This window comes from Paenibacillus sp. XY044 (assembly GCF_002257645.1).
GTDB lineage: Bacteria > Bacillota > Bacilli > Paenibacillales > Paenibacillaceae > Paenibacillus_AQ.
Map to the genome: position 1 here is coordinate 1257879 of NZ_NQMO01000001.1, position 13333 is coordinate 1271211.

Below are 13333 nucleotides of genomic sequence, written 5' to 3' on the forward strand. Positions count from 1 at the left end.
TAGGAGGGGAATATATGGGCAGGAAAACCGGAGACGGACGGAATAAGCTGAAGCTTCTGACCCCTTCATCCTGGTGGGGAGCCAAGTGGAGAGAAGCGCTGCCGGCAGGCAACGGAATAACCGGAGCAGCTGTATATGGCGGAGTTCATTTGGAAACGGTTATGCTAACCCACGGCGGCTTATGGTGGCAGAGCCGCACGCCGGAGCTGCCTGACGTGAGCGGCCGGCTAGGAGAGATGCGGCGGTTAATGATGGAGGGCCAGGAGGCGCTTGCCGAAAATGTACTGATCGATGGCTTGAAGGAGCAAGGTTACGATCCGGTCATGGCTGTTCCGCTGCCGCTCGGCGATCTGAACTTGAGCATGGAAGTGAGCGAAGGCTTTAAAGACTACAGCCGGGAGCTGGACATGGAAACCGGTGAAATCACGGTTCGTTGGCAGGACGGACATACGCATTATGAGCGGGCCTTGTTCGTGTCCCGGACGGATGATTTGATCGTCTATTCGCTGCGGTCGTCAGGGCCGGACTCGATATCGGCGAAGATCGGGCTTGACCTGCATCATCGCGGGGATGTCAGGCGTCCGCCAGGCAGACCTGAGGCTTCTTTGCCGACAGGAAGCGAATCAGGGTCCGACGGCGAGTTCATATGGTATGCCGCATGCCATGACAACGGCAGCGATTTCGGCGCGGTCGTCCGGGTTGTGGCGACAGATGGCAGGATCAGCAGCTCGGGCAGCGAGTCCGTTCTTGAAGAAGCCTCCAAGGCACTGATCCTGGTTAAACTGTTTGTCCACGAGCCGCGTGAAGCGGCCTGGAAACGGTTAAAGCGGGAGTTGGCCGCGGAACATCGCTCCTATGACGAGCTGCGGCAGCCGCACATGGAGGAGCATGGAGGCTTATTTCACCGGATGACGCTGAGTTTAGATGCACCTGGACGAGACGCCTCGAACGAAGAGCTGCTGCTTGAAGCTTACCGCGGGGAAGCCCCGCTGGCCATGCTGGAGAAGATGTGGGCCTACGGTCGTTATCTTCTGATCGCAAGCTCGCGCGAAGGCGGGGATCCCTGCCACCTCTACGGCTTATGGTGCGGGGAATACCGCGGCTTCTGGGCGTTTCATATGGCCAACGAGAACCTGCAGATGATTTATTGGCAGGCGCTCGCGGGACACATGCCCGAGCTGCTGCTGCCCGTATTCGATTACGTGGAGCGGCAGATGGACGATTACCGCGGTAATGCACGCCGCATCTACGGCTGCCGCGGGATCTGGATTCCTGCGCCGACCGCACCCGATTCCGGCCTGTTGAAGACGATCGCGCCCCATATTATCCACTGGACCGGTGCGGCTGGGTGGATCGCGCAGCATTATTATGATTATTACCTGTACACAGGGGACAGGGAATTTTTAAGAAACCGGGCCCTGCCGTTCCTGCGGGAAGCCGCCTTGTTCTACGAAGATTTCTTGATAACCGGGGACGACGGCCTGTACATCAGCTTCCCATCCAATTCACCCGAGAACCGGCCGGGTAACGGCGCAGGGGGACCGAAGGGAACGACGATGAATGCGACGATGGATTTTGCCATTGCCAAGGAAGTGCTGACCCGATTGGTTGAGGGAGCTGCCCAGGAAGGTTTGTATGCCGAAGAAATGGCGGGCTGGAAAGGCATGATCGCCAAAATCCCGCCGTATCAAGTCAATGCGGACGGCGCGGTCCGCGAATGGATGCATCCTGCTTATGAGGATCAATACCATCACCGGCACCAGTCCCACCTCTATCCCGTGTTCCCGGGGAAAGAGGTAACACATGAGAAAGATCCCGGCCTGTTTGCAGCCTTCGTGACCGCCGTAAGGAAGAGGCTCGTCGTGGGTTTAAAAGAGCAGACGGGATGGTCGCTTGCCCATATGTCCAATTTGTATGCCCGTATGGGCGAAGCGGATAAAGCACTGGAGTGTTTGGATTTGCTCGGCAGATCGGCCGTGATGAATAACTTCTTTACGCTTCACAACGACTGGCGCGGCATGGGCGTCGGCCTGGATATGGAGTGGGCTCCTTTCCAAATCGATGCGAATATGGGCTTGACGGCTGCGGTTCAGGAAATGCTGCTGTATTCTGATCCGAGCGTCATCCGCATCCTGCCTGCCTTGCCGGATCGCTTCCAGTCTGGAAACGCTGCTGGAATGCTGGCTTGCGGAGGCTACGAAGTAGATATTGCCTGGGACAGGAAGGAAAGTATGCTTGATGTAAAGGTTCGCTCAGTGAAGTCGGGAGGTCCTGTTACACTTGTGTTTCCGGAAGAATGCAGCGTTTTTCGGAACGGAAGCAGACTGCCGGAGAATCGGCAGATCCAAGCCATGTTTGAACAGGGAGAATCCCTAACCTTGCAGTTGTCATTCAGTTAATGAGAGGAGAGAAGACAAGGACATGAATCCATCTTCATTACTCGAAGAAATGATGCGTCTGCCCGTGATCGATACGCATACGCATTTGATAGGCGATAAGCTGTGCGCGGCTGATTTCTGGGAAATCGCCGATTATTTCTGGTTCAACCAAGAGCTGCAAACGGCGGGATATCCAGCGGATGCGGCACAGATGCCGTTTCAAGAGCGGGCGGAGGCCTTCGTCAGGGCTTACAAGGCTTCCCGCAACACGATGATGAATCGTGCCTTTACGGCGATCATGGGGGATTTATACGGGATCGCCATCGATGACGCGGCATCGGTGCTGCAGGCGGATGAAGTCGTCCGCAGGCAGAGAAGCACCCCGGGCTGGGCTCAAAGCGTAGCTGACCGGCTGCACGTGCAGCGGTTTGTCGTGAACCGTCCCGAACATGCCGGATTTGAGGGCATGCGGGAGGACGCCCTGCTGCTGCCGCGAATCGACGGATGGCTGCCGGGGCTCGCTGCGGGTATCGCCCCCTCTGCCGACGCCGAACGTCAGGATCGTTTTGAGCAAGCGAAATCGTTCATTTCCGAGCAGCTGCAGTCCTATCATGAGATGGGCTGTCCAGGGATCATGACGACACTTCCCCACTATGAGGCTGCGGCTCACGAGGATTACAAGCTCGAAACCGCAGCGCGGACGGATGAGATCATGATGCTGCTGCTCCATGAAATCTGCTCCGGCCTGCAGGAGCGCGGCATGTTCCTGCAGCTGTTCCTCGGGGTGGAACGAAGATGGGGTAGCACTTCGGCCGCCCCGGTAAACGATCCGCTCCGGATCGTCAAGCTGTATGGCTTGTTCGAGCGTTACGCCATCCCGTTCGAGCTGGTGGTTGCATCGGAACTGAACAATTTGGACGTCGTACAGGCAGCCTGGAATTTTGCCAACGTTCACGTAGGCGGCATGTGGTGGTACAACTTCCGTGCCAGCACCTATAAGCAGAGCATGCAATACCGGCTCGAGGCGATATCTGCGCTCAAAAGCTCGCTCATCGTCTCGGATGCACGGTGCATCGAATGGACGTACGGCAAGCTGCTGGTCGTGAAGCAGCTGCTGGCCCATTTTCTGGATGAGCAGGTTCGGGAAGGCTGGCTCACCCGTGACGATGCGTTGGCAGTGGCCGCGCAGTGGCTGCACGGCAGTGCTGCAAAACGTTACGGTTTAGCGGACGTGATCTGATCGCCGTAACCCTAACCGCTGAATCGTGTAAGCCGCAATGCGCTTGGCAGAACGGCTGGTCGATGAACTTCAATGAAGAACGGAGGGAGAACGTGACATTTTCACTGCTTGACCGGATGCTGCCCGCTCCGCTGGATGGGGGCTTCCGGATGGAAGGCTGGTGGGTATGGTGCGGGTCGATCGTACGCGGAGACGACGATCGCTTTCATATGTTTGCGTCCCGGTGGCCGAAATGGCTGCCGATGCACCCGGGTTGGCTGCTCCGCTCGGAAATCGTCCGAGCCTCGTCCGATACCCCGGAAGGGCCCTATACCTACGAAGAGACTGTATTTCCCGCGAGAGGAGCGGAATACTGGGACGGACGCAGCACCCATAACCCGCACATTCTCCGTTATGGAGACAAGTATTTGCTCTATTACATGGGGACGACGCACCCCTTCCCCGAGCCGCAGCCAGGAGAGACGGTGGATGCAGACGACTGCCGCGTCATTGCGGCAAGGGCGAACAAGCGTGTCGGTCTGGCCGTCGCCGACAGCGTCAACGGGCCGTGGAAGCGCCTGGATACGCCTATTTTACCGACGAGGCCGGGCAAGTTCGACAGCTTCCTGACCTCCAATCCGGCTCCATGTATCCGGGAGGACGGGTCCGTGCTGCTGGTGTATAAAGCCCGGAAATATGAAGGTACAACCCATGGACAAATGACGTTAGGGGCAGCAGAAGCTTCAAGGTATGAAGGGCCGTACCGCGTCATGCGGGATACACCGCTGTTTCCGCCGGAACGGTTTCATATCGAAGACCCGTTCATCTGGCGCACGTCGGACGGGTACGCCATGATCGCCAAAGATATGGACGGGAATTTGTGCGGCGAGATGCACGGTGGCATACTGGCCACTTCTTCGGACGGCAGTGATTGGAGGCTGGAGGACAACTCTAAATCCTATTCCCGGCGTGTTCGATGGGAAGACGGCTCGGAGCTGTGGATGGGCAGTTTCGAACGACCATTTCTGCTGTTCCAGGATGGGCAGCCGACGCATTTATTTGCCGCGGTTGCGGATGGACCGGGAGGGTTCCGGCAGGCGCAACATACGTGGAATATGGTGATCCCGCTGCGGACATCGCCATGAAATCAAGGATGATCAAACAGATACAGGAGGAGATCAAATGGGAGAAACCGGATCGAAACAAACGGTAACGGGTACTGAAGGAAGCGCTCTTGGCATTTCGGAATCCGTTCAGCAGTGGGCGGATGGCGCCTGGCAGCAAATCGTGAACAAAGTGGAGCGCACCAGTCAGCGGATTGGCGTCAGTTTTCCGCATGCTTCCATTAACGGGGTGTACGACAATATGCGACCGTCCTGGTGGACCGCCGGCTTCTGGCCGGGGATATTATGGCTTATCGCCGAAGGCGGGCACCATCCTGGGCTGCAGGGGATTGCCGAGCTGATCGAGGAGAAGCTGGACGAACCGCTGTATGCGCTCGCTGTGCATCATGATGCCGGATTTATATGGACGCTCTCGGCCGTGGCCGACTACCGGATTACCGGCAGCGAGCATTCCAAGCACCGCGGGCTGATGGCCGCTGCCCAGCTGGCAAGCCGCTTTAATATAAAAGGGAACTTCATCCGGGCTTGGCATGACCTGGAGCAGGTGAACCGGGCAGGCTGGTCCATCATCGACACGGTGATGAATTTGCCGCTCTTGTATTGGGCCTCCGAAGCGGCGGCGGATCCGCGGTTCCGACATATTGCCGCGGCACATGCAGATACGGTACTGGCGCATTTTCTGCGTCCGGACGGATCCAGTTATCATATCCTCCAGTTCGATTCCGAGACGGGCGAAAGAATCGGCGCGATGCCAGGCCAGGGTTATGCGGAAGAATCCGCCTGGTCCAGGGGCAGCGCCTGGACGATTTATGGTCTGACCCTGTCTTATATTTACACGGGAGAAGAGCGCTTCCTGACGGGGGCCAAGCGGGCGGCCCATTTCTTCCTGGCGAACCTGCCGGACGATCATGTGCCGCATTGGGATTTCCGGGCACCGGAAGAAGGAGGCAAGCCGCGTGATACTTCAGCTGGAGCCTGCGCGGCCTGCGGGCTGATCGAGCTGTCCCGTCTGGTTCCCGAGGCGGAAGCACAGCTGTATCTCCGTTCAGCGGAACGTATCGTGCGCTCACTTCATGAGCATTATGGGACGTGGGATATGCCGGAGGAAGAAGGCTTGATCCTGTCCGGCACATCCAATTTGCCGGGCGGCGTGCACATCGATACGCCGCTGATTTACGGCGATTACTTCTTTGTTGAGGCGGTTTCCAAGCTGCGCGGCTCGGCACGGAGATTGTGGTAATGTTCGTCAGCATCGAGGCAGTGAATCAGCAGGAAAGGAGACATGCAGAATGAAACGACAGGCTGAGCAGACAGCAGCGGGGTCCACACCGGAGAACTTGCTCGATGATCCGTACCATATAGAGACGGCTCCTGAAACGCAGGAATCTGCGGATCGGGATCACCGCATGGAATGGTGGAGGGAAGCCCGGCTGGGCTTGTTTATCCATTGGGGGCCATATGCAGTGCCGGCAGGCGAGTGGAATGGGGAGGAGATCCAAGCTTCCTACAGTGAGCACATTATGCTGCGCGCAAGGATCCCGGTCACCGAATACGAAGAGATGGCGGCGGGTTTTAATCCGGTCTCCTTTGACGCGCTGAAGTGGGTACGCACCGCCAAACGGGCCGGCTTGAAATACATTATCTTTACGGCCAAGCATCATGACGGCTTTGCCATGTATGACTCGTACGTGTCCGATTACTCGGTCGTCAAGCATGCCGCTTTTGGGCGCGATCCGCTCCGAGAGTTGGCGGAAGCATGCCGGGAGGAAGGAATGGTGCTGGGCATTTACTACTCGCACGCCATGGACTGGCATGATCCCGATTCCCAAGGGAACACCTGGGACTACCCCGGAAATATCGGTGCTTACGATGACGTAGAGAGTTGGCTGCACGATCCGGATAAACGAAGCCGCTTCGAGCATTATCTGCACAGTAAATCGATTCCCCAGGTTCGCGAGCTTCTTACGGATTACGGGAAGGTGGGGCTGATGTGGTTCGATTGCGGCGGCAAGCTGACCCGCGAGCAGGGAGAGCAATTTCTGGACACCGTATACTCGCTGCAGCCGGGCTGCCTGGTGAACAGCCGGGTGTGGAAGGCTCCCCTCGGGGATTATTCCAATACATCCGATAATCAGCTGGCGACACGGACCCTGCGCAGGGATTGGGAGAACATCATCACGTTAAACGATTCGTGGGGTTACAAAAAATCGGACCACAATTGGAAATCCCCGGCATCCATTATCCGGCAGATCATCGATGTTGTTAGTAAAAACGGTAATCTGGTCATCAATATCGGCCCTACGGAAACGGGGGAGTGGGATCCGGTATCCGAATCGATTTTACTGGAAATCGGCGATTGGTTAGATACTTACGGAGACAGTATTTACGGGGCAGGAGCTTCTCCCACTGCAAGACCATCATGGGGAAGGTGTACGTTGAAAGGGAATACGCTGTATCTGCACGTGTTCGATCGTCCGGCGGACCACAAGCTGGTCGTGCCCGGCCTGAAAACGGATGTTCTCCGAGCCTACATGCTGGAAGACGGCAGGGAGCTGAATTTATCCAGGAGATCGGAACAGGATTTGGAGATCGAACTCCCTGAATCGGTGTCTTCCGACGCGGATGGCAGTGCCAAACCGCAGGTCATCGCCGTCCTTTGTGCTGGTCCGGTGGCAGGAAATCCGGTCAGGCTGCTGGACTCGCGGGAAGATAGCTCCCATGAACTGGGCGTATTCGATAGCGAAATATCCGGTGCTGGCCTGAAGTACGATACCGGAAAAAGGGGCCGTGACAACCTGTTGGATTGGACGGATGAACATGCCGAGGCCGTCTGGCCCGTGCGGACTTCGGGTCCCGCAGAGTTCGACGTCCACATCGAATACGGCAGTGGTGTAGGCGAACAGGGAGGAGGCGGGACCTACCTGGTTGCCGCCGGAGACCAGACACTGCATGCTCAGGTGCAGCCTACCGGCGGACCGTATGACTTCCGCGAGTTTGATGTGGGGAGGCTGCGCTTCCCTGAAGCGGGGGAATATCTGATCCGTCTTCAGGCGGAAAGAATTACAGGCCATTACTTAATGCAGCCAAGATGCTTGAAACTGCAGCGTTGACCGAACCGGCATGCGCTGTTTTCGGAAAAAGGGACCACCGATTCTGCGAAGCAGCAGGCGGCGGTCCCTTTTTTTAAGATATAAGAAAGTACGAAGCTTCGGAGGCGCAACTTTCTTATTGTGATCCATTCGTCTGCTTTCCTTTTTTGGAAAAGATCATTTTTATCATCACAACGGCTGCCAGGCCTAGGGGGATCCAGATCTGAAACACCGGGAAGTCATACATTAGGTTGCGCGTAAAGCCGATCCAGGTATGGTAAATAAAATTGGGCGAGGCGAATGAAATGGCATAAATAAATGTGCCGACGACGATCGTCAATTTTTTGTGGCTCATTTTGACCAGATAAGACAGGCCGATGACCGCCCCCAAATAAAAAGCTGTCATTTTCACAAAAATGCCGATATAAATCAGCAAAATAATGACCGGGTCGAGACGCTCGAGAAAGTCCGCGATTTCGATTAAGCGAACCGATCTGAGCATAGGGAGGGTGGTAATGCTTAAGATTTGGGGGCTCAGTATCGTTAAATTCAACAGGTTGAATAGCAGCAGTAGGATTCCCACGAACAGGTAGGAATAGATCGATAGCTTGGACAGGTTTTTTTTGTTGTTCAAATGCTTCCAAAACGCAAGGAATACGACGACTTCGCCAAACGGGAAGCTGATGACTTTCGGAATGGCTTCCCTGATCACCGGCATCACCCCGTGCTCCAGTACGGGCTGAAGCCGTTCCAGATGGATATTTTTGGAGACAATGAACATGACGATGATCAGGAAATAGCCGAGGATGGTAAAAGGAAGCAGAAACTCGACGACACGAAAAAAAACTTCCGTTCCCTTGGAAATCGCATAGGCGGACAGCAATATCATAATCAGCATCAGGAGGGACAGCGGCGTTTTTGGAAGAAAGGAAATGTTGATGATATCCCCAAACTCCCTGGTGTTCCTCATGGCCTCATAAGAAAAATAGAAAATATAAGCGGCGGTGACGATGGTCCCTAAGAAACGTCCCAAATGTTGGTTCAATATCTCGAAGAGATTGTGATCCTCATTACGCTTTTGGATGAACAGATATACCAGCAGCAGCAGCAGTCCGGCCAGCATTGCGACGATGACGACCAACCAAGCGTCCTGCTTGGCTCCCACGCCCAATTCGTATAGTGGAGTGGTTCCAATCAGAAACAGGATCATCATCGCAATCAGCTCAAATTTGTCTATTTTTTGCAAGTGGGGGCACTCCTTCCGCTAGAACTTTTGGTTTTTGAGCAAGCTGGAGTATGACTTGTTAATCATGTTCGTGTGCTCGATGTTGATTTTGACCTGGACGCGCAGGCTGATTTCCTCAATGGGACGCTTCGATTCCATCAGTTTTCTCCAGGTGGGAGGATCTTTACGATGAATCGCGTTCATGAATCCGGTCAGATCGACGTTCATTTCCTGCAGATGGCTCCAGGTCGCCATGACTTCATCGCCGATTTGTTTGCTTATTGTACGCTCTAATTCCCGGATAACGCTGGGCTTGTTCAGGTCCAGGTTGCAGCCGGCTTCGTCGATCGCTCCCGTTGCTTGAATCTTGGCGAGAATGATCGATTTTCCATGAATGACCTTCGGTTCCAGCTTGGTTGACGATTTCAGCACACGATAGCTGACAAGCTGTTCTTCTTGGCCTTTTGCGTTGCACGGAAACACGATGATCATGCTGCTTACGCTGTCGGAGAGCCATGCTACAGAACGGCTGTTTTTTTGATCGATCCATCCCACCAGCTTGTCCTTACGGAATACGCCCAGCTCTCCGAGCTTAATGACCGCGTCATTTCGCGTCGATTTCAGGGAATCGAGGGAAGACTGCTTGGTCAGATCTCCGGATACCTCAAGTTCGGGCGCCATGGCGCTTTGGTCTGGGCTGGCGATCATTCTGGCGAAGTCAATGAGCCGCATGTTTTGGGCTTGGGACAAATTTTTCTGGCTTTGTTCGATGATCCGCTGGATGGCGTTGCCGGATATTTTCTCCAAAGGGATTAGCACTTCCAGCAAATTGGAGGCTTTGCCCTTGGTTAACAGGACGGACATGGTCTCCCTGCTCTCGAACGGGCGAAGGAAAAAATCAAGAATCTCTCCGACTCCTTCTTCCCGGGCCACATCTTCGCTAAGAATTAGGACGGAGTTGTGGGCGAAAAACAGCTTCCGGGATGTTTCCAGGCTGGCATTCTGCATCGCTTCAGCAATCGAGCGCCCCTTGGTTGAGAAAATGGTCGTCGGAGACTGGCTTCCAGCACTGCCGCCGCCTGTCTGGGTGGCAATCGATTGCGGAATGACGACCTGGAACGAAATCTCCCATTTCCCGTTGCTCCGGTCGATGGACGTCGCAGAAATGATGCTCAGCGTATTTAATTCTTGGCTGTCCCAGCATCCGCTCGTCAGCAGTACGACCGACAGCAAGAGAATCATAAGGCCCAGTCTCCGGAGCATCTTTTCCACCTCTTAGTTTGACCTGGATGTTCACTGCTATTGTTCATCTTTCGATGGCGATGGTTTTTGGATTGATTTTTGGCGTTTGATGTTTTTCTGGCTGATTAAAGTAGGCCGTTTGAGCATGGCCCACCAAGGCACGCGCACCAACGCATCCTTTTGATCGGAAGGGGTAAAGGGCGCCAGCGGAATCAGATACGGGATTCCGAAGGAACGGAGCCCTGCCAAATGGATGAGCATCGCCATCAATCCCGCAATGATGCCGAACAACCCCAACGTGGCCGCGAGCAGCATAAATCCAAACCGGAGCAGCCGGGCCGCATTGGATATGCTGACCGAAGGAGCTACGAAGCCGGCGATGGCGGTAAAGGCCACGATAATAACCATCGCAGCGGATACCAAGCCTGCCTGCACGGCCGCTTGTCCAAGCACCAGCGCACCGACGATCGAAATCGCGGAGCCGATCGCCCTGGGCATCCGTACCCCGGCTTCCCGCAAAACTTCGAAAGTGATTTCCATGGCCAACGCTTCGACAAAGGCCGGGAACGGGACCCCTTCCCGCTGGGCAGCGAGGCTGATAAGCAGGGTTGTCGGCAGTATCTGCTGGTGGAACGTCGTGATCGCGATATACAGCGAAGGGAGGAGCATAGAAAAGACAAAAGCGATGATGCGCATCAGGCGTAAAAAGGTGGCGATGTCGAATGCCTGGTAATAATCCTCGCTGGACTGAAACAGCTTAAAAATCGTGATGGGGGCAATGAGGACAAACGGGCTCCCGTCTACGAGAATGGCTACTTTTCCTTCCAGTATGGCCCCGGCAATGGCGTCCGGCCGTTCTGAATTCGTTAGGGTTGGAAACGGCGTAAACGTGGCGTCCTGGATAAATTCCTCGATATAGCCGCTCTCCAGCACGCTGTCGATGTCAATTCGGTCGAGCCGCCTTAAGATTTCCTGCACCACGTCATCATTCGCGATGCCGTTGATATACATCACGGCCACGTTCGTTTGGGACACGCGGCCGATCGTCCGGTCAACGATCCATAAATTCGGGTTTTTGATCCTACGGCGGACTAACGACGTATTGATCCGCAGATTTTCCGTGAATCCTTCTCTGGGTCCCCGAATGACGGTTTGGGACTGGGGTTCGTCCACACCGCGCTGTTCGCCGCCGGCCGAAGCCGCAGATATCCCCTTTGCCGTACCGTCGATCAGAATAACCGCATTGCCGGCAAGAATGGCGCTGAACAGTTTATTTAAGGTATAGACTTCCGTGACTTGGCCAATGGCTAAAAAACGGTTTTTGATCCAACCCAGAACCTGGTTTGGCGGATCCAGCAAACCATCTGCATCGGCCTGGATTTGCGTCAAAGATTTCATGATGGCATTGTTGATAATCTGCTCGTCAACCAATCCGTCCGTATAAATGACGGCGACATGGATAGGTTTTCCTAAGGCCTGGTCCAACCGGCGGATAATAATGTCGGAACTGTCGCCTGTCATTTCTTTGATTAATTTTACATTAATATCCAAGTATTCGGAAAGGTCCGTTTCAGGCACATTAAATTCTGAAGGCTGCTCGTTTTTTCCTTGATTTTGATCGGAAGGTTGTTTGGATTTGGAAAAAGGTCGCATCATAATCCTCACCTTGAAATTTATATTCTGCTTCATCGTTGCCTATTTCGGAGGAACTTAAACTAGGGGCATCGTAAGAGGATCTGTCGGATGAAAGCGTGTCGGAGAAAGCAAAACAGACGGCAGGGGGCCGTCTGTCACGATTCGAAATAAGCAATAAACATAGGATAGAAAGGCATTACCCTTTGGCGTCAAACATTTGCTGGTCATTTCGTAATGGAAACCAACCGGGAATGCTCGTCATGAGGTTCCACAGCGGCTCGGGAATCGACAATTCCTCAAGCTCCAGAGGGGATATGGACGTTCGGATTTGCTCTTCATGCCCATCCAACACCAACTGGACCCAATCCGGTTCCATAATAAGTTCCCGCCCCAGGGCGATGAGCGGAATGCCGGAGGCCAGGGCTTCCAGCGCATCATCGGGCGTGTGGATGCTTCCGACGCCAATGACGGGGATTCGCGAGCCGACCCGCTCCTGAATAATCGCTAGGCGTGACCGACTGTCCTGGATACCTCTTCGCGGAACGGACCGGAAGCTGGTCAAGGACACGTGAATATAATCGATCCCGGAGCCTGACAATGCATCGACGAACGGAAGGGTGTCGGCCATAGTAATGCCCGGCGTTCCCGCTTCTTCAGGCGACAATCGGTAACCGACCAAGAAAGGTTTCCCGGCTGCTACTTCACGAACGGTCCGCAGCACCTCACGAATAATGGCTAGTGCCAGCGTCATTCTATTCTCCAAAGTCCCTCCATAGCGGTCCGTGCGGCGATTTGTAAACGGTGAAAAAAATTGATGCAGCAAGTTCCCGTTCCCGCCGTGAATTTCCACCCCGTCAAATCCGGCGGCGACCGCTCTTCGGGCCGCTTCTGCATAAGCTTGAATGATTCCTTCGATTTCCTGCTCGGTAAGGCTGCGCGGGACGGGGGCGCCATCCCGATCCTCGGGAATGTCTCCAGCGCTGACGAAATCGCCTGTCTTGGAGCCTTGTCTGCCTGCGTGGAAAATTTGCAGCACGGCTTTGGCACCGTTCTCCTGGATTGACGAGGCAAGCCGGCGGAGTCCGGGAATCAGGGCATCGCTGTCGGCGCCAGGGGCACCGAGCATTCCCCCCTGCTGCGTGACGTACGTAGCCGCTGTGATAACCATGGCAGCACCGTTGGAACGCCGTTTGTAATACTGAATTTCCTGTTCGGAGACGGAGCCATCCGCATTAGAACTCATATGAGTCATCGGAGACATGACGATACGGTTTTTTATGGAAATTTCAGCTGACGGAAAGTGAAATGGATCAAAGAGGGTAGAATACGATATCTTCATTGAATGACATCTCCTTCTCATATAATCGTTGATTAGCTTGTTTTGATTATATGGGGAGACGCAGCTTCCTGTAAGAACGCAA

At 54.7% G+C, this 13333-nt stretch carries 9 protein-coding genes; 5 read left to right on the plus strand and 4 right to left on the minus strand.

Going from position 1 to position 13333, the window contains the following annotated elements; genetic code table 11:
- Positions 1–14 precede the first annotated feature (14 nt).
- From CJP46_RS05835 to CJP46_RS05855, 5 genes are all read left to right on the plus strand, one after another.
- Entirely contained in the window at positions 15–2399 is a 2385-nt protein-coding gene (locus CJP46_RS05835; protein WP_094594615.1) for a glycosyl hydrolase family 95 catalytic domain-containing protein, read from the plus strand.
- Positions 2400–2421: 22 nt separating this feature from the next.
- The gene (locus tag CJP46_RS05840) at positions 2422–3618 is read left to right on the plus strand and encodes a glucuronate isomerase (protein ID WP_094594616.1); all 1197 of its coding nucleotides are present in this window, start codon (positions 2422–2424) and stop codon (positions 3616–3618) included.
- A 92-nt stretch (positions 3619–3710) separates the two neighbouring features.
- The gene (locus CJP46_RS05845; protein ID WP_256992203.1) at positions 3711–4742 is read left to right on the plus strand and encodes a glycoside hydrolase family protein; all 1032 of its coding nucleotides are present in this window, start codon (positions 3711–3713) and stop codon (positions 4740–4742) included.
- Between the two features lie 37 nt (positions 4743–4779).
- Positions 4780–5961 carry a glycoside hydrolase family 88 protein gene (locus tag CJP46_RS05850; protein ID WP_094594617.1) on the plus strand — a complete coding sequence of 394 codons (1182 nt, stop codon included), beginning with the start codon at positions 4780–4782 and terminating at the stop codon, positions 5959–5961.
- A 49-nt stretch (positions 5962–6010) separates the two neighbouring features.
- Positions 6011–7831, plus strand: coding sequence for an alpha-L-fucosidase (locus CJP46_RS05855; RefSeq protein WP_094594618.1), 1821 nt, complete (start codon positions 6011–6013; stop codon positions 7829–7831).
- A gap of 115 nt (positions 7832–7946) precedes the next feature.
- Here the strand turns inward: CJP46_RS05855 and CJP46_RS05860 are convergent, their stop codons facing one another.
- The 4 genes from CJP46_RS05860 to CJP46_RS05875 form a co-directional block, all read right to left on the minus strand.
- Positions 7947–9056 (minus strand): GerAB/ArcD/ProY family transporter, encoded by a 1110-nt coding sequence (locus tag CJP46_RS05860; protein ID WP_094594619.1) that lies wholly within the window; start codon positions 9054–9056, stop codon positions 7947–7949.
- 18 nt (positions 9057–9074) lie between these two features.
- A complete protein-coding gene (locus tag CJP46_RS05865; protein ID WP_094594620.1) occupies positions 9075–10298 on the minus strand; it encodes a Ger(x)C family spore germination protein in 1224 nt (407 codons plus the stop codon).
- Between the two features lie 36 nt (positions 10299–10334).
- Complete coding sequence (locus tag CJP46_RS05870; RefSeq protein WP_179281094.1) at positions 10335–11930, minus strand: spore germination protein; 1596 nt, start codon at positions 11928–11930, stop codon at positions 10335–10337.
- A gap of 178 nt (positions 11931–12108) precedes the next feature.
- Complete coding sequence (locus CJP46_RS05875; protein ID WP_094594622.1) at positions 12109–13251, minus strand: NADH-dependent flavin oxidoreductase; 1143 nt, start codon at positions 13249–13251, stop codon at positions 12109–12111.
- Positions 13252–13333: the final 82 nt, after the last annotated feature.